The 17,696-nt window shown below is 71.5% G+C and carries 15 protein-coding genes and 1 tRNA gene; 14 read left to right on the forward strand and 2 right to left on the reverse strand.

Annotation, left to right across the window (positions count from 1 at the left end; translation table 11 throughout):
• Positions 1-100: 100 nt before the first annotated feature.
• The 6 genes from dinB (at position 101) to KK097_RS16950 (ending at position 6,845) form a co-directional block, all read left to right on the forward strand.
• Entirely contained in the window at positions 101-1,345 is a 1,245-nt protein-coding gene (gene dinB / locus KK097_RS16925; RefSeq protein ID WP_214545529.1) for a DNA polymerase IV, read from the forward strand.
• Between the two features lie 23 nt (positions 1,346-1,368).
• Positions 1,369-3,375 carry a DEAD/DEAH box helicase gene (locus KK097_RS16930; protein WP_214545530.1) on the forward strand — a complete coding sequence of 669 codons (2,007 nt, stop codon included), beginning with the start codon at positions 1,369-1,371 and terminating at the stop codon, positions 3,373-3,375.
• Between the two features lie 7 nt (positions 3,376-3,382).
• Positions 3,383-3,592 carry a hypothetical protein gene (locus KK097_RS16935; RefSeq protein ID WP_214545531.1) on the forward strand — a complete coding sequence of 70 codons (210 nt, stop codon included), beginning with the start codon at positions 3,383-3,385 and terminating at the stop codon, positions 3,590-3,592.
• 32 nt (positions 3,593-3,624) lie between these two features.
• Positions 3,625-4,953, forward strand: a complete 1,329-nt coding sequence (locus tag KK097_RS16940) for an NAD(P)/FAD-dependent oxidoreductase (RefSeq protein WP_214529699.1) — start codon at positions 3,625-3,627, stop codon at positions 4,951-4,953.
• 156 nt (positions 4,954-5,109) lie between these two features.
• The gene (locus KK097_RS16945) at positions 5,110-6,249 is read left to right on the forward strand and encodes a zinc-dependent alcohol dehydrogenase (RefSeq protein WP_214529697.1); all 1,140 of its coding nucleotides are present in this window, start codon (positions 5,110-5,112) and stop codon (positions 6,247-6,249) included.
• Between the two features lie 11 nt (positions 6,250-6,260).
• On the forward strand, positions 6,261-6,845 hold the full coding sequence (locus tag KK097_RS16950; protein WP_307858415.1) for a CxxCxxCC domain-containing protein: 585 nt from the start codon (positions 6,261-6,263) through the stop codon (positions 6,843-6,845).
• A 382-nt stretch (positions 6,846-7,227) separates the two neighbouring features.
• On the opposite strand, the gene KK097_RS16955 is transcribed toward KK097_RS16950, so the two are convergent.
• Positions 7,228-7,313, reverse strand: a tRNA-Leu gene (locus KK097_RS16955).
• Positions 7,314-7,474: 161 nt separating this feature from the next.
• Between KK097_RS16955 and KK097_RS16960 the strand changes: the two genes are divergently transcribed.
• The 3 genes from KK097_RS16960 to mshC all read left to right on the forward strand — a co-directional run bounded on the left by KK097_RS16960 (position 7,475) and on the right by mshC (position 10,936).
• Positions 7,475-8,803 (forward strand): M20/M25/M40 family metallo-hydrolase, encoded by a 1,329-nt coding sequence (locus tag KK097_RS16960; RefSeq protein WP_214529696.1) that lies wholly within the window; start codon positions 7,475-7,477, stop codon positions 8,801-8,803.
• Positions 8,804-8,864: 61 nt separating this feature from the next.
• Positions 8,865-9,695, forward strand: a complete 831-nt coding sequence (locus KK097_RS16965; protein WP_214545532.1) for an undecaprenyl-diphosphate phosphatase — start codon at positions 8,865-8,867, stop codon at positions 9,693-9,695.
• The gene (gene mshC, locus KK097_RS16970; protein ID WP_214545533.1) at positions 9,692-10,936 is read left to right on the forward strand and encodes a cysteine--1-D-myo-inosityl 2-amino-2-deoxy-alpha-D-glucopyranoside ligase; all 1,245 of its coding nucleotides are present in this window, start codon (positions 9,692-9,694) and stop codon (positions 10,934-10,936) included. The genes KK097_RS16965 and mshC overlap by 4 nt, the downstream gene beginning before the upstream one ends.
• A 352-nt stretch (positions 10,937-11,288) precedes the next feature.
• Here the strand turns inward: mshC and KK097_RS16975 are convergent, their stop codons facing one another.
• Positions 11,289-12,224, reverse strand: coding sequence for a proteasome assembly chaperone family protein (locus KK097_RS16975; RefSeq protein WP_214529691.1), 936 nt, complete (start codon positions 12,222-12,224; stop codon positions 11,289-11,291).
• A gap of 146 nt (positions 12,225-12,370) precedes the next feature.
• On the opposite strand from KK097_RS16975, the gene KK097_RS16980 reads away from it, so the two are divergent.
• The 5 genes from KK097_RS16980 to KK097_RS17000 all read left to right on the forward strand — a co-directional run bounded on the left by KK097_RS16980 (position 12,371) and on the right by KK097_RS17000 (position 17,430).
• Entirely contained in the window at positions 12,371-13,189 is an 819-nt protein-coding gene (locus KK097_RS16980) for an HAD family hydrolase (RefSeq protein WP_307858414.1), read from the forward strand.
• Complete coding sequence (locus KK097_RS16985; protein ID WP_214545534.1) at positions 13,186-14,385, forward strand: tRNA (adenine-N1)-methyltransferase; 1,200 nt, start codon at positions 13,186-13,188, stop codon at positions 14,383-14,385. The genes KK097_RS16980 and KK097_RS16985 overlap by 4 nt, the downstream gene beginning before the upstream one ends.
• 42 nt (positions 14,386-14,427) lie before the next feature.
• A complete protein-coding gene (locus tag KK097_RS16990; RefSeq protein WP_214545535.1) occupies positions 14,428-15,342 on the forward strand; it encodes an FKBP-type peptidyl-prolyl cis-trans isomerase in 915 nt (304 codons plus the stop codon).
• Between the two features lie 71 nt (positions 15,343-15,413).
• Complete coding sequence (locus KK097_RS16995) at positions 15,414-16,466, forward strand: helix-turn-helix transcriptional regulator (protein ID WP_214545536.1); 1,053 nt, start codon at positions 15,414-15,416, stop codon at positions 16,464-16,466.
• Positions 16,459-17,430, forward strand: a complete 972-nt coding sequence (locus tag KK097_RS17000; protein ID WP_214545537.1) for a helix-turn-helix transcriptional regulator — start codon at positions 16,459-16,461, stop codon at positions 17,428-17,430. Before KK097_RS16995 ends, KK097_RS17000 begins: the two co-directional genes overlap by 8 nt.
• Positions 17,431-17,696: the final 266 nt, after the last annotated feature.

The following is a 17,696-nucleotide window of genomic DNA, read 5'->3' on the forward strand; positions in this document are numbered from 1 at the left end:
GGGGGGGCGAGCAACCCGCACGACGAGACGAACCTCGCACCGTGCGGACTCGAACGAGCCCCGGCACGGCGATGTCGGCGGCGCCTGGCATCATCTCGGTGTGAGCAAGCAGGACGGACGGAACCGCCTCGTCTCCGACGCACCGGTGGACGACGTCTCGGCGACCGCGCTGCACGTCGACATGGACGCCTTCTTCGCCTCCGTCGAGCTGCTCGACCGCCCCGACCTGGTGGGGTTGCCGGTCATCGTCGGCCACGACTCCGACCGGTCGGTGGTCACCGCCGCCACGTACGAAGCCCGTCGTTACGGGGTCAACTCCGCGATGCCGATGGCCGTCGCCAAGCGCCGCTGCCCGAACGCCGTCATCGTGGAGCCGCACTTCGAGAAGTACCGGGCGAAGTCGGCCGCGGTGATGGCGATCTTCGACCGCTTCACGCCCCGGGTCGAGCGCCTCGGCATCGACGAGGCGTTCCTCGACGTCGCCGGCGCCCTCCGGCTGTACGGCACCCCGTGGCAGATCGGACAGGCGATCCGCCGCACGGTCTTCGCCGAGACCGGTCTGCACTGCTCGGTCGGTGCGGCGTCCACCAAGTTCGTGGCGAAGCTCGCCTCCAGCCGGTCGAAGCCGGACGGCCTGCTCGTCGTCCCCGCCGCCGACACCGTCGCGTTCCTCCACCCGCAGCCGGTCTCCGCGCTCTGGGGCGTCGGCGGCAAGACGCAGGAGACCCTCGAACGTCGGGGCATCCGCACCGTCGGTGACCTGGCGAACACGCCGCTCGGTTCCCTGGTGTCGGCACTCGGACCGGCCGGCGGGCAGCGCCTGCACGACCTGTCCTGGGGCCGCGACCCCCGCGTGGTCGACACCGGCGTCGGCGAGAAGTCCATCGGGCACGAGGTCACGTTCGGCCGCGACCTGACCGAGCGCGACGACGTCGCCCGCGAACTCCTGCGCCTCGCCGACAAGGTGGCCGTCCGCCTGCGCCAGGCCGACGTGCAGGCCCGGACCGTGGCGCTCAAGGTCCGCTACACCGACTTCACCACGCTCACCCGTTCCCGCACCCTGGCGGAACCCACCGACGTCGCGAAGCGCCTGCACCGCGAAGCCGTCGAGCTGTACGACGTGTTGCACCGACCCGGCAACCAGATCCGCCTGATCGGGGTGCGCGGCGAGAACCTCGTACCCGCGGCCGCGAGCAACGCCCTGTGGGACGACGACGCGCCGTGGCGCGACACCGAAACCACGGTCGACGCGGTCGCCGCACGCTTCGGCGCGGGCGTGCTGCGACCGGCATCCCTCGTCCGCCGGACCCCCGACGGTGGCGTCCCGCACGCCCGGCAGGACTGACGGTGGCGGTAGAATCGGGTTCAGTGAGCGCAGCGGAGTACGAAGACCAGCAGCCCGCCACGCTGTGGGCGGAGTCGGGGGACGACCAGTCCGGCGCAGGCGGATCGTCGTCGACGCACGACGACACGCACGCGCACCAGGCCCAGGCGCACCAGGCCCAGGCACACCAGGCCCAGGCACACCAGAGCCAGGCGCAGTCGCCCGGTGACGCCGCCCGTGACGAAGCCGACGCCGCGGCCCTCGCCGAAGCGGCCGGCAACTCGGCCGTCCAGCACCTCTCGCCGGCGTTCCCGGACCGCGCCGCCTGGGGCACGGCCTCGAAGCTCCGCGCCTGGCAGATCGAAGCGCTGACGAAGTACTTCGAGAAGGAACCCCGCGACTTCCTCACCGCCGCGACCCCCGGCGCCGGCAAGACCACCTTCGCGCTCCGGCTGGCGACCGAGCTCCTCGCCCGTGGCACGGTCGACCGCATCGTCGTCGTCGCACCGACCGAGCACCTGAAGCGCCAGTGGGCCGACTCCGCCGACCGCGTGGGCATCCGGATCGACCCGATGTTCAAGAACGGCGACGGGATGTTCGGCCGGCACTACCAGGGCGTCGCGATCACGTACGCCCAGGTCGGCATGAACCCCGAGGTGCACAAGCGCATCACCGAGGGCGGCCGCACCCTGGTCGTCCTCGACGAGGTCCACCACGGCGGCGACGCCCTGACCTGGGGTGACGGCATCAGGGAGGCGTTCTCCGGCGCCACCCGTCGACTGTCGCTGTCGGGGACCCCGTTCCGGTCCGACACCGCACCGATCCCGTTCGTGCAGTACGCCCCCGACGAGCAGGGCATCCGGACCTCGATCTCCGACTACAACTACGGCTACGGCCGTGCCCTGAAGGACGGCGTGGTCCGGCCGGTGCTGTTCATGGCGTACGCGGGCCAGATGCGTTGGAAGACCCGGATGGGCGACGAGATGTCGGCGTCCCTCGGTGAGCAGGTGACGAAGGACATCACGGCCCAGGCCTGGCGCACCGCGCTGTCACCCGAGGGCGAGTGGATGCCCGCCGTGCTCTCCGCGGCCGACAAACGCCTGACCGAGGTCCGGCGCGGTGTCCCCGACGCCGGGGGCCTGGTCATCGCCACCGACACCACCACGGCGCGCGCCTACGCCCGGATCCTGCAGCAGATCACCGGGGAGCGCCCCACGGTCGTGCTCTCCGACGAGGCCGCCGGATCGAGCCGCATCAGTGCGTTCGCCGACGACACCTCGCGCTGGATGGTCGCCGTCCGCATGGTGTCCGAAGGCGTCGACGTCCCTCGGCTGTGCGTCGGCGTCTACGCCACGAGCGCGAGCACGCCGCTGTTCTTCGCCCAGGTCATCGGCCGCTTCGTGCGTGCCCGGCGCCGCGGTGAGACCGCGAGCGTGTTCCTGCCGAGCGTCCCCGGTCTGATGGCCCTCGCCGCCACCCTCGAGCTCGAGCGCGACCACGCGCTCGACCGGCCGAAGGACGCCGACGACGGCCTCTACAACCCCGAAGACGCGATGGTCGCCGAGGCCAACAAGGAAGACCGCGCGTCCGAGAGCCTGCTCGAGGTCCAGCCGTTCGAGGCACTCGACTCGCAGGCGTCCTTCGACCGCGTCCTCTACGACGGCGGCGAGTTCGGCACCGGCGGCGAGGTCGGTTCCCTCGAGGAGCTCGACTTCATCGGCATCCCCGGGCTGCTCGAACCCGACCAGGTGCGCGACCTGCTCCGTGCCCGGCAGGCCACGCAGGCCAAGCGCTCCAAGGGCCGCACGGTCAAGGACGGCCTGCCGAAGGCGCCCGAGCCCGACCGCCCGATGTACATGACGATCAAGGAGCAGCGCACCGAGCTCGCACGGCTCGTGTCGATCTGGTCCCGGCACTCGAACGAACCGCACGGATCGATCCACGCCGAACTCCGGCGCATCAGCGGTGGCCCGGCCGTTGCTCAGGCGAGCATCGAGCAGATCCAGAAGCGCATCGACATCCTGCGCTCCCGCATCGGCGGCCGACGGTGACCGCCGCGTGATCGAGCCCGTCGACGATCGCACCTGGTACGTCAAGCGCGACGCCGAAGCCTCGCCCGAGGCGATCATCGACCGCTTCGGCGGCGGCTACCGACTGCGTCGATTCTCGCTCACCGAGTCCCGACGCACCGCGCACGGGGTGTTCACGGGCCCCGAACTGGCCGAGACCGCGTGGTGGCGGCTCCGCGACAGGCCGCGGAACTCATGACGCGCCAAGCCAAAGTCCGGTAGACCGGAGGAATGGCAGACTCGATCCCTCACGTCCTCGTCCTCGGCGGCGGCTCCGCTGGCTACACCACGGTCAAGCAGCTCCAGAAGCACGCGGCCACGGTGCCCATGCGGATCACGCTCGTGGACCAGAACACCTACTACACGTACCTGCCGTTCCTGCCCGAGGTCGCCGGTGGCCACATCGCGCCGAAGGACGTCACCGTCGAGCTGCGCCGTGCGCTCCGCAAGACCCGCGTCATCCAGGGCAAGGTCACGGGGATCTCGTCGGCGGACAAGACCGTGTCGATCGCGACCGCCGGCGGCGACGACCGCACCCTCGGCTACGACCACCTCGTCGTCGCCCTCGGTTCCGTCACCCGCACCTTCCCGACCCCCGGACTCGAGGAGTACGGCGTCGGCTTCAAGAGCGTCGAAGAGGCCGCCTACGTGCGCGCCAAGCTCCTCGACAACATCGCGAAGGCCGCAGCCACCCGGGACGAGGACGAGCGTCGCCGCCTGCTGACCAGCGTCTTCGTCGGCGGTGGCTACACCGGCGTCGAGGCGATCGGCGAGCTGTTCGACGTCTCGCAGGCCGCCATCAAGACCTACCCGTCGCTGGCCGGAGAGCAGCCCCGCTGGGTGCTCATCGACGCGCTCGACCGCGTCGCGCCCGAGGTCGGGCCGGAGCTGTCGAAGTGGACCCTCGAGTCGCTCCGCGCCCGTGGCATCGACGTCCGCCTGAAGACCACCATGCCGAGCGCCGAAGGCGGTGTCGTCAAGTTCTCCGACGGCGACGAGTTCGCCACCGGCCTGCTCGTCTGGACCGCCGGCGTCAAGCCGAACCCGCTCCTCGACGCCTCCGACCTGCCGCGTGGGCCGAAGGGCCACCTCGCCGCGAACGCGAAGCTCCAGGTCGAGGCCGAGGACACCCACGAGGTCGTGGAGGGCGTCTGGGGCCTCGGCGACGTGGCGCAGGTGCCCGACCTGACCGCCGACAAGCAGCCGGCGTTCTACCCGCCGAACGCGCAGAACGCCGTCCGTCAGGCCGTCGTGGCCGCCGACAACATCGTCGCGACGATCACCGGCAAGCCGCTCGAGGAGTACCGCCACCCGTCCATCGGCACCGTCGCGTCGTACGGTGTGGGCAAGGGTGCCGCGAACATCAAGGGCATCAAGATGACGAACCTGTTCGCGTGGCTCGCGCACCGCGCGTACCACGTGTACGCGATGCCGACCCTGAACCGGAAGGCCCGCATCATCATCGGCTGGATCACCGGCGCCGTGTCGGGTCGCGACGCGACCTCGCTCATCAAGGAAACGGACCCGCGACGCAACTTCGTCGAAGCTTCCAAGAGCTAGACGCACCCACAGATCGGACGGGAGGCGCGGTGCCAGCTGGCACCGCGCCTCCCGTCCGTCTGTGCGGACGCCCACCGCTTGTCCGCCATCTGCGGTCCTGTGTCCGTTCCAACGTGGCGCGCGCCAGCGTGGACGCGACGAACGAGAGGAGCGTCCATGCGCGCCATGACGTACCGCGGCCCGTACCGGGTCCGCGTCGAGGAGAAGCCGGACCCCCGGATCGAACACCCGAACGACGCCGTGATCCGCGTCGAGCGCGCAGCGATCTGCGGGTCCGACCTGCACCTTTACCACGGCATGATGCCCGACACCCGCGTCGGTCACACGTTCGGCCACGAGTTCATCGGGGTCGTCGAGCAGGTCGGATCGTCAGTGGAGACGCTGAGCGTGGGGGACCGGGTGATGGTCCCGTTCCACATCTCGTGCGGGACCTGCTGGTTCTGCGCCCGTGGCCTGTTCACGAACTGCCACAACGTGAACCCGAACGCCACCGCGGTCGGCGGCATCTTCGGGTACTCGCACACCACCGGCGGCTACGACGGCGGGCAGGCGGAGCGCGTGCGTGTGCCGTTCGCCGACGTCGGTCCGCAGGTGATCCCGGACTGGCTCGACGACGAGGACGCCCTGATGATGACCGACGCCCTCGGCACCGGGTACTTCGGGGCGCAGCTCGCGTCGATCCGCGAGGGTGACACGGTCGTCGTGCTCGGCGCCGGGCCGGTCGGGCTGTTCGCGGCGAAGTCGGCGTGGCTGATGGGTGCCGGCCGGGTGATCGTCATCGACCAGTTCGAGTACCGGCTCGAGAAGGCGCGGACCTTCGCGCACGCCGAGACGATCAACTTCGCTGAGGTCGACGACGTCGTGCTCGAGATGAAGAAGCAGACGGACTTCCTGGGTGCGGACAGCGTGATCGACGCCGTCGGTGCCGAGGCCGACGGCAACTACCTGCAGCAGGTCAGCGCGACGAAGTTCAAGATGCAGGGCGGGTCACCGGTCGCGCTGAACTGGGCGATCGACGGTGTCCGCAAGGGCGGCACGGTGTCCGCGATGGGCGCCTACGGGCCGATCCCGAACCTGGTGAAGTTCGGCGACGCGATGAACAAGGGCGTCACGATCCACATGAACCAGGCACCCGTGAAGCGGCAGTGGCCCCGCCTGCTCGAGCACATCCGAGCCGGACACCTCAAGCCGAGCGACATCATCACGCACCGCATCCCGCTCGAGCACATCGCCGAGGGGTACCACCTGTTCTCGTCGAAGCTCGACGACTGCATCAAGACCGTCATCGTCCCGTGAAGGAGCGCACCGTGTCCGACAACACCCCCTACGTCGCCGATCCGCCCCGCCGGGTGCCGTCGGCCGACGAACTCCGTGCCCGCATCCCCGGGTGGGGGAGTGACCTCGACCTCGAGAACCGTCCCTCCGTGCCGAAGCTGTCCCGCGAGGCGGGTTCGGCCACCGGCGCGCACTGGGAGGTCCCGCCGCAGCAGGACGGCGCGGACGGCCGTGAGCGCTCGATCGAGCACGCCCACGTGACGCCGGTGTTCGGCACCGCGCAGCCCCTGCACGGCGTCGCCGGGATCGTCCGGCGGTACGCCTACCGCCGGTTCAGCGAGGGGCGCCTCGCGCACTGGATGCTGCTCGTCGTCGGCGATCGCCTGGACGTGGCGACGCACCGGGTGACCGACGCGTTGCGGGGCCGGCCGGACCGGGTGATCAGCGAGACCGGCGTCGCGGCGGAGCGTGGGAACCACCCGGTGGCGTCGCGCCTCGGTTCGAGTCGGCGGGACTGGCGGCACCAGGTGCTCGACCCCGTCGTCGCGAACTGGGGGTGGCTGGCGGCCCTCGGTGCGGTCGTGCTGGTGGTGCGGCGGGTGCGGCGCTCGCGCTGACCGCGCGCGGTGCGGCGTTGCCCACTCGGTGAGACCTTCTTCCGTCACACGGAGTGCGCAACGTCGCACCGGCCCGCGACGTGCGCACGTTCCGGCCTGGAGGCGCGCTGCGGCCCCGCCCCGCGCCTCCAGTCCGCACGCGCCACGTCCACGGCTCGCACGAAGCGACGTGGCGCCCGTACCGCCCCGAACGCAGCGAGGTGGCGCCGGCGTGGATCGCCCTGCGCGCAGCGAGGTGGCGGGCCCGGCGTGGATCGCCCTGAGCGAAGCGAAGTGGCCCCCAGAGGCGGTGACGCCCTGAGCGCAGCGATGGCGGCACTCGCCGGGAAGACACAACAGAAAATGCCCCCCGACCGAAAGGTCAGGGGGCACGCATTTCCTGTGTCCGAGAGGGGACTTGAACCCCTACGCCCTAATACGGGCACTAGCACCTCAAGCTAGCGCGTCTACCAATTCCGCCACCCGGACAGGGTGTCTGGTGTCTGTTTCCCGGGTTGAACCCGGCGTTCCTGCCGAGAGAAGACACTAGCACGGGTCTGAACGCGCGATGAACACGGCCGCGCATCCCGGGCGAGTCCCGCGCGTCCGGTCCCGGCGACGGGGTCGGTGCCGACCGATACCGTGGAGCCATGACGAACCCGGAGCCGTCCGAGCCGCAGTCCGTGCCCGAGCTCGAGGCCACGGCGGCGATCGCCCGAGACCTCATCCGCATCGACACGACGAACTGGGGCGAGGGGAAGTCCCGCGGCGAGACCGAGGCGGCGCACTACGTCGAGGACAAGCTCCGCGCGCTGGGCCTCGAGCCGCAGCTGTTCGAGTCCGAGCCGGACCGCGTGAGCGTGGTGGCACGGGTGCCCGGCCGCAACCGTGACAAGCCGGCGCTGGTGGTGCACGGGCACCTCGACGTGGTGCCGGCCGACCCGGCGAACTGGACGGTCGACCCGTTCGGCGGGGTGGTCAAGGACGGTTCGCTGTGGGGCCGCGGCGCCGTGGACATGAAGAACATGGACGCGATGATGCTCACGTCGCTGGCCGATGTCGTCGAGCAGCACGGTGCGCCGGAGCGCGACCTGGTGATCGCGTACTTCGCCGACGAGGAAGCCGGGGGAGTCCTCGGCTCGCACCACGTGGTCGACCAGCACCCCGAGGTGTTCGCGGGGGCGACGGCGGCGATCAGCGAGGTCGGCGGGTACTCGATCACCCTCGGCGATCGCCGCGCCTACCTGCTGCAGACCGGTGAGAAGGCGCTCATGTGGGTGAAGCTCGTCGCGCGCGGCACCGCCGCACACGGCTCGCACGTGATCCGTGACAACGCCGTGACGAAGCTCGCGGCCGCCGTCGCCCGGATCGGCAGCGAGGAGTGGCCCGTCCGGCTCTCGGCCACGACGGACGCGATGGTGGCCGAGGTCGCACGGTTCCTCGGGGTCGACCCGACGGTGACGGGTCCGGACGAGGTCGCACTGGCCACCGGGTCGGCGTCGCGGTTCATCCACGCGGCCCTGCACACCACGTCGAACCCGACGGTGCTGACCGCCGGCTACAAGCACAACGTCATCCCCGACACCGCCGAGGCCCTGGTGGACATCCGGTGCCTGCCGGGCGACGAGGAGTCCGTGCTCGAGCGGGTGCGGGAGCTCGCCGGACCCGACGTCGAGGTGGTCATGTCGTTCCGCGACATCGGCCTCGAGCAGGACTTCGGTGGCCCGCTGGTCGACGCCGTCCGCGACGTCCTCGGCCGGCACGACCCGGGCGCTCCGGTCCTGCCGTACCTGCTGTCCGGCGGCACCGACAACAAGGCGCTCTCGACGCTCGGCATCGCGGGGTACGGGTTCGTGCCGCTGCAGCTGCCCGCCGGCGTCGACTTCCCCGCGATGTTCCACGGCGTGGACGAGCGGGTGCCGCTCGACTCGCTGGCGTTCGGTCGGCGGGTCCTGGGTGACCTGCTCGCCACGTACTGATATTGTTCATGGTCGCCGTCGTGGCGGTGCCCTGACCGACCTCCCCCGAAAGGCCCGTGCGATGCACATCCTCGAGGCGATCTTCCTCGGCTTCGTCCAGGGGCTCACCGAGTTCCTGCCCGTGTCCTCCAGCGCGCACCTGCGCATCGTGGGGCTCTTCCTGCCCGACGCGAAGGACCCCGGTGCGGCCTTCACCGCGGTGACGCAGCTCGGCACCGAGACCGCGGTGCTCATCTACTTCTGGAAGGACATCACCCGGATCATCGGGCGGTGGTTCCGATCGGTGGTCAAGCGTGACGTCCCGAAGGGCGACCCCGACGTCCGCCTCGGGTGGCTGGTGATCCTCGGCACGATCCCCATCGGCATCGCCGGGCTCCTGCTCAAGGACTCGATCGAGACCACGTTCCGCTCACTCTGGATCGTCGCGATCGTGCTCGTCGTGTTCGGCGTCGTGCTCGGGGTGCTCGACCGTGTCGGGCGCAAGGAGCGGCGGATCGAGCAGATGACCTTCCGCGGTGGGCTGCTCATCGGCCTGGCGCAGATGCTCGCCCTGGTACCCGGCGTCTCCCGCTCGGGTGCGACCGTGTCGATGGGTCTCGCGCTCGGGTACACCCGTCCCGCGGCCGCGCGGTTCGCGTTCCTGCTCGCGATCCCGGCGGTGTTCCTGTCCGGCTTCTACGAGGCCGCGACGAGCCTCGGCGACCACGGTTCGCCGTTCGGCCTCGCCGACACGCTCATCGCCACCGTCGTCGCGTTCGTGGTCGGGTTCGTCGTGATCGCCGCGTTCATGAACTACATCAGCAAGCGCAGCTTCATGCCCTTCGTGGTCTACCGGATCGCACTCGGTATCGTGCTCATCGTGTTGTTGTCGCTCGGAGTGATCCAGCCGTGAGGGCCTGGCAGGCCCCATCCGTCCCCGACGTCCCCGGCGCCGCGCCCCGACCGGTCGTGCACGACACCGCCACGGGCAAGCCCGTGGACCCGGCCTGCGACGAGGACCGCGCCGCGCTGTACGTCTGCGGGATCACCCCGTACGACGCCACGCACCTCGGCCACGCGGCGACCTACCTGGCGTTCGACACCCTCGGCCGTGCCTGGCGCGACGCCGGGCTCGACGTCGAGTACGCGCAGAACGTCACCGACGTGGACGACCCGCTGCTCGAGCGTGCCGCACGTGACGGCGTGGACTGGCGGGCCCTGGCTGCGGAACAGGTCGACCTGTTCCGCCGTGACATGGAGTCCCTGCGGATCCTGCCGCCCGACGACTTCGTGGCCGTCACCGACGAGGTCGAGCGCGTCGCAGAGGCCGTCTCGTTCCTCCAGGAGACCGGCTACGCCTACGAGGTCCCCACCGGCGACGCCGAGGGCGACGACCTGTACTTCGACGTGAACCGCCCGACCGACGCGTGGACCCTCGGCGACGAGAGCGGACTCGACCGCGAGACGATGCTCGCCCTCGCGGCCGAGCGCGGCGGCGACCCGGAACGCCCCGGCAAGCGCGACCCGCTCGACCCGCTGCTGTGGCGTGCCGCCCGCGACGGTGAGCCGAGCTGGGACACCGAGATCGGCCCCGGACGCCCCGGCTGGCACATCGAGTGCAGCGTCATCGCCGGCGACCGACTCGGCCTGCCGATCAGCGTGCAGGGCGGCGGGAGCGACCTCGTGTTCCCGCACCACGAGATGAGTGCCGGGCACGCCGCGGCCCTCGCACACCAGCCCCTCGCGAACGCGTTCGTGCACACCGGCATGATCGCCTACCAGGGCACGAAGATCTCCAAGTCGCTCGGCAACCTCGTCACCGTGCGCGGACTGCTCGACGACGGTGCGGACCCCCGGGCGATCCGGCTCGCACTGCTGTCGCACAAGTACTCCGACGACTGGGAGTGGTTCGACACCGAGCTGACGAGCGCCGAGACGCGGCTCGCCGGCTGGGACGCCTGGGCCTCCGGAGCGTCGGCGGGCCATGCCGACGACGCGGCCGACGTCGCGGCACGCATCCGGGCGCGGGTCTCGGACGACCTCGACACGCCCGGTGCCGTCGCCGCGGTCGACACCGCGATCGCAGGAGGCACGGCGTGCACGCCCGAGCTCGTCGACCTGATCGACGCGCTGCTCGGCATCCGCCTGGCCTGACCTCGCCCCACCGGCCGTCGCGCCGGCGCCGGAGGTGAGCGGGGTGTCGTGACCGTTCGTGAGTGGTCGCGACACGTCGGGCGCGTGCCGCCGAGGGGTCAGGAACCGTCGCCCGGGCGGGCCGCAACCGACGGTTCGTGACCACTCGGCGGACGTGAGCGGGGTGTCGTGACCGCACGCCACGACGGACGGGAGGGCCGTGGCAGGCCCGGCCCGTGCCTCCCGTCCGCTGAATGGTCGCGACACGCCGCGTGCATGCCGTCGAGGGGACAGGAACCGTCGCACGGGCGGGCGGCAACCGACAGTTCGCGCCCACTCGGCGGACGTGAGCGGGGTGTCGTGACCGCGACGGCTACTGCTGCGGCGGCTGCTGGGGCCGCCACGGCCCCTCGCCACCGGCGGTGCCGCCGTCCTTGCCGTCCTTGCGCTCACGACGGCGGAGGTACTGCTCGAACTCCTGCGCGATGGCGTCGCCCGAGGCCTCGGGGGAGTCGACCGTGTCGCGCGCCTGCTCCAGCTGCCCGATGTAGGACGCCATGTCCTCGTCGTCGGCGGCGAGGGCGTCGATGCCCTCTTCCCACTCGGTGGCGTCGTCGAGCAGCGTCCCGCGCGGCACCGTGACGTCGGTGAGCTCCTCGATCTTGTCGAGCAGCGAGAGCGTGGCCTTCGGCGAGGGCGAGTTGTGCACGTAGTGCGGCACCGACGCCCACAGTGACAGCGTGGTCAGCCCGGCCTTGTCCATCGCGTCGGCGAGGACCCCGAGGATGCCGGTCGGTCCCTCGTACGACGACCGGTCGACGTCGAAGGCGGCGCGGACGCCGGCGTTCTCGCTCGACACGAACACCGAGATCGGCCGGGTGTGCGGGACGTCGGCGAGCATCGCACCGACGAAGACGACGGCGTCGATCGAGTAGACGTCCGCCAGGTCGATGATCTCGGAGCAGAAGCCGCGCCAGGTGCGCGAGGGCTCCGGGCCGACGAGCACGAACACGTCGCGGTCGGTGGGGGAGCCGGTGGCGCCGATGACCGGGCGGCCCTCGGCGCCGGGACCGTGCAGCACGATCCGGGGCCACTGCACGCCCCGGTCGCCGTTCTCGTCGGTGCCGACGGTGGGCCGGTTGAACTGGTAGTCGACGTACCGCTCGCCGTCGAGTTCGCGCAGCTCGTCGAGCCCGAGCGACTCGACGATGCGCCGCGCCAGACCGCTCGCGGCCTCACCGGCGTCGTTCCAGCCCTCGAAGGCGACGACGAGCAAGCGACCGTCGCTGAAGGGGGAGTGCTGTGGCACGGAGCGGACCTCCTGGTGGTGGAGCGGAGCGGGGCGGGGGACGGACCCCCGGCCGGGCACGATTCAGGCATCCACTGTAGGCCCAGGGGGTGTCGCGCACGCGCGCGTCCGCGCCCAGCGGAACGGCCCCGGTAGACTCGTCGCCCGTGACCGCGCATCCTCCTGCCCTCGTCCCGCCCGCAGCCGTGCTGTGGGACATGGACGGCACGATCGTCGACACCGAGCCGATCTGGCAGCGGTCCCAGGTCGACCTGACGAACCGGTACGGCGCCGAGTGGACGGAGGAGGACGGCCTGTCCCTCGTCGGCAGCGGCCTCGAACGCTCCGGCGAGCTCCTGCGTGCCAAGGGCGTGGACATGGAGGTCGAGGAGATCATCCAGTGGATGACCGACTACGTGATGGAGCACCTGCGCGCCAGTGAACTGCCGTGGCGTCCGGGTGCCCGTGAGCTCATCGAGGAGCTCCACGACCGGGGCATCCCGACCGCCCTGGTGACGATGTCCCGGCGCAAGATGGCGCTCGTCGTCGCCGAGGCCCTGGGCGAGCGCGGGTTCCGCGTCGTCGTGGCCGGCGACGACGTCGACCGCCCGAAGCCCTTCCCGGACGCCTACCTGTCCGCCGCCGCGCAGCTCGGCGTCGAGCCCACCGCGTGCGTCGCGATCGAGGACTCCGCCACCGGTGTCGCCTCGGCCGTCGCCTCCGGCGCCGTCACGATCGCCGTCGAGCACATCGTCCCGCTGTCCGAGATCGCCGGCGGGGACGTGCACCTGACCACCCTGGCGGGCGTCGACGTCGACCGCCTGGTCGAGTTGACGACGCCGGCCCTGGCCGCACGGGCTGCGCAGGCTGGGCCCACGCCGCCGGTTCCGGACCGACGCGCCAGCGGCGGGCCGGCCGTGCCGGTGGGGAGAGGAGCGGTGCCGGACCCGGCGCACGCTGCGGACACCGAAGGGGTCACCCGATGAGCCACACCGACGACGCACGCGACGAGGCGGACGCAAGCAGCGCCTCCAGTCCGACCGCGGACCCGACCGCAGCGCTCCCGCACACCGCGGGCGGCGCACCGCACACGCCGCCGCGCGGCCCGTTCCGGGCCGGGGACCGCGTGCAGCTGACCGGTCCGAAGGGCAAGCTCACGACGCTGTCCCTCGAGACGGCCGGTGAGTACCACACGCACCGCGGGGTGCTCCGGCACGACGACGTGATCGGTCAGCCCGACGGCTCGGTCATCCGGGCGAGCACCGGTGACGAGTACCTCGCGCTCCGCCCGCTGCTCAACGACTACGTGATGTCGATGCCGCGCGGCGCCGCGATCGTCTACCCGAAGGACGCGGCGCAGATCGTGGCCTTCGCGGACGTCTTCCCCGGGGCCCGCGTGGTCGAGGCCGGCGTCGGCTCGGGGGCGTTGTCGCTGTTCCTGCTCCGCGCGATCGGCCCGACCGGGCAGCTGCAGTCGTTCGAGCGCCGCGAGGAGTTCGCGGCCATCGCGAAGGGCAACGTCGGCACCTTCCTCGGTGCCGTCCCGGACAACTGGTCGGTCACCGTCGGTGACCTGGTCGAGTCGCTGCCCGACGCGACGGAGCCGCAAAGCGTCGACCGCGTCGTGCTCGACATGCTCGCCCCGTGGGAGTGCGTCGACGCCGCCGCGGACGCACTCGTTCCCGGTGGGCTCATCGTCTGCTACGTCGCGACCGTCACCCAGCTGTCCCGCACGGCCGAGGCGATGCGCGACACCGGACGCTTCACCGACCCGATGCCGAGCGAGACTCTGGTGCGCACCTGGCACGTCGAGGGACTCGCCGTGCGCCCGGACCACCGCATGGTCGGGCACACCGGGTTCCTCATCACGGCACGACGCCTCGCCGACGGCACCGTGCTGCCGAACCTGAAGCGCCGCGCGGGCAAGGTCGAGTTCTCGGACGAGGACATCGAGGCCTGGACCCCCGGTGCCGTGGGCGAGCGGGCGACGAGCGACAAGAAGCTCCGCAAGGTGGCCCGGCAGTCTGCGGCGCAGGCGCGGAAGGTCGCGGCGGCCGAGGCGTCGTCGGCGGCGGATGGTGCTGCGGCACCGTCCGGGCCCGCTGCGGCTCCGTCGGACGCTGCTGCGGCTCCGTCGGATGCCGCTGCGGCTCCGTCCGGGGCCGTCGAGGACGAACGGTAGGCTGACGGCGTGCCCGTCCTGCATCGAACGGAAAGAGGGTCCGTGCGCACCATCCCCGCACTCCTGGTCACCATCGGTCTCGCGGTGTCCCTCACCGCCTGCGCCTCGAACGGTGCCGGCACCACGCCCTCGAGCTGTGCCGCTCCCGGTTCCGCGTCCGAAGCGGTGACCGCCACCGGCAAGTTCGGGTCAGAGCCGAAGATCACCGTGCCGAAGGGCCTGACCACCAAGGGCACCCAGGTGTCGGTGCTCACCCAGGGCAACGGTCGCGCGATCGACGACGGCACCCCTGTCCTGGTCGAGTACACCCTGGTCGACGGCTCCACCGGCGAGGTCGCCCAGACCAGCGGGTACTCGGGCCAGACGGCCCCGATCACCGCCGGCGCGAGCAACTACGGCGCCCTCGGTGCCTCGCTGCAGTGCGCCCACGTCGGCGACCGCCTCGCGGTGGCCCTGCCGAAGAGTGCGCTGAGCAGCACCGGCGGCAGCAGCTCGTCCTCCGAGAAGACCGAGGACGCCGTGATCGCCGTCATCGACGTCAAGCGCGCGTTCGACGCCCGCGCCACCGGCACCCCGCAGCTCGCCGGCGACAAGATGCCCGCCGTGGTGCTCGCCCCCTCCGGTGCCCCCGGCATCACGATCCCGTCGTGGAGCGCCCCGAAGTCGAACGAGACGCACCTGCTCCGCAAGGGCGACGGCCGCGAACTCACCGCGAAGGACACCGCGGTCATCAAGTACACCGCGGTCACGTGGGGCGCCGACCCGTCCGTCGCCGGCTCGAGCTGGACCGACGGTTCCGGCGCGCAGGCCATCCCCCTCACCAAGGGCCAGATCGACGAGGGCGTCCGGAACGCCATCGTCGGGCACCGTGTCGGTGACCAGGTGCTGGCCGTCGTCAACCAGCAGGGGACCGCGTACGCGTACGTGATCGACGTCCTCGGAGCGATCTCGAGCTGACCTCGATCGACCGTCCACCGACCGCGGCGCGGGTGCACTCCGGTACACCCGCGCTGCCGTAGGATCGGCTCGTGCCAGCGACCCGTGTGCCCCGTGTGCCCGCCGAGGAGCGGCTGTTCAGCCTCGTGCTCGCGCTGCTCTCGACGGAGTCCGGGCTGACCAAGGCCGAGATCCTGGCGAACGTGCAGGGCTACCGCCAGCGCTTCTCGCCCGGTGGCGACAACGCCTCGCTCGAGCGGCAGTTCGAACGCGACAAGGACGACGTCCGTGAGCTCGGCATCCCGCTCGAGACCATCGAGACACCGGGTTCCGCCGGCAACAACCAGACGCTGCGCTACCGGATCCCGAAGGGCGAGTACGACCTCCCCGAGGACGTCCGGTTCACGCCGGACGAGTCGGCCCTGCTGTCCCTGGCCGCGATGGCCTGGCGCGAGGGCGCACTGTCCGCCGACTCCCGCCGCGGCCTGCTCAAGGTGCGGTCTGCCGGCGCCGAGGACGACGACGGTGCCCTGCAGCTCGGGGTCGACGCCTACGCCCCACGGCTCCGCGCCCGCGACGCGGCGTTCGAACCGCTGCGCTCGGCGCTCGACCGCGGAGCCGCCGTGCGCTTCGACTACATCACCCCCGGGCAGCACGACGCCCGTCGACGTGCGGTCGCTCCGCTCGCCCTCGTGCAGCACGGCGGTCGCTGGATGCTCGCCGCGCACGAGTTCGCGACGACTTCCGACAAGAACTACCTGCTGTCCCGCATCGTCGGACCGGTCACCCAGTACGAGGTCGGTCAGCACACGGCGCCGGTCGGCGCAGCGGAGCGGACCCTCGCCGAGCTCGAGCGGATCTGGGCCGAGCGCACCGCACGCATCGCCGTCACGCCCGGGTCCGACGCGGAACGCCGACTCACCCGCCGTCGCGACACCGAGACCGACGCAGACGGCTCACTCGTGCTGCACCACGTCGACCCGCAGATCCTCGCCGAGGAACTCGCTGCCTTCGGGCCCGAGGTCCGGGTCCTCGAGCCCGACGACCTCCGCTCCCGCGTCGAGGAACGGCTCCGCGCCCTCGTTCGCGACCACAGCGACGACGAGCGTGCCGCAGCCCCCGGAGAGGACCCCGCTCGTGGCTGACGCCCAACCGTTGCAGGCCCAGGACAAGCTCGCGTTCCTGCTCGCCCTCGTGCCGTACCTGATCGACCGCGAGCGCGTCTCGGTGGCCGAAGCCGCCCGGCACTTCGGCGTGCCCGAGGCCCGGATCCGCCGTGCCGTCGAACTCATCGCGGTGTCCGGCGTGCCCGGCGAGACGATGCAGTACCAGCACGGCGACCTGTTCGACATCGCCTGGGACGACTTCGACCAGAACGACATGATCGTGCTGACCAACCTCGTGGCGATCGACGACTCGCCCCGGCTGTCCGCCCGCGAGGCGTCGGCACTCATCGCCGGGCTGCAGTACCTGTCCGCGTTGCCCGAGGCCGCCGACCGTGACGCCATCCGCGCGCTCATGGCAAAGCTGTCCCGCGGTGCCGGGGGAGCGGCGTCGACCGTCGCCGTCGGGCAGGACCTGCACGACGTCGCGCTCGCCACCATCCGTCGTGCGATGTCCGATGGTCGGGGTCTCGTCTTCGAGTACGCCGGACCGCGCACCCAGGGCAGCACGCGTCGGGTCGACCCGCTCCGCGTCGAGTCGATCGACACCGACTGGTACCTCCGCGCATGGGACCTCGACCGGCAGGCGCTCCGGACGTTCCGGCTCGATCGCATGTCCGGGGCTCGCGTCGACGACCGCCCGGCCGAGAAGACGATCGACCAGGTCGTGATCCCGGACACCCTGTTCCAGCAGGCCGCCGACGACGTCATCGTCACGGTGGAGCTCGACTCGACCTCGCTGCCCCTGGTCGCCGACTTCCTGTCCGACACCGCCGACGCGCCCGACGACGATGGTCGTGTCCGCATCCGGCTCGCGGCGTCGCACGGGTTCGACGGGGTGGTCCGACTCGTCGCGGGGTTGCCCGGTCGCGCCGTGGTGCTCGACCCGCCCGCGGCCCGTGCCGCGGTGCGCGAATTCGCCGCCGCGGCCCTCGCCGTCGGCTGAGCGTCCGCCGCTGCGGCCCGTTCGAGCGCTGCGCGTTCCGGCCAGTACGCCCGTTCTGATCAGGTACGCCCGATCTCGCTCGGTGCGCGTCGGGTGCCTGGTCGTTCCGGGCGTACCTGGTGTGTTGATCCGACCAGGTACGCCCGATCTCACCCGGTACGCCCGGTCCCGCTCGGTGGACCTCGGGTACCTGGTCGTTCCGGGCGTACCTGGTGTGTTGATCCGACCAGGTACGCCCGATCTCGTCAGGTGTGCCCGATCCCGCC

The organism is Curtobacterium flaccumfaciens (assembly GCF_018598405.1).
Lineage (GTDB): Bacteria > Actinomycetota > Actinomycetes > Actinomycetales > Microbacteriaceae > Curtobacterium > Curtobacterium aurantiacum.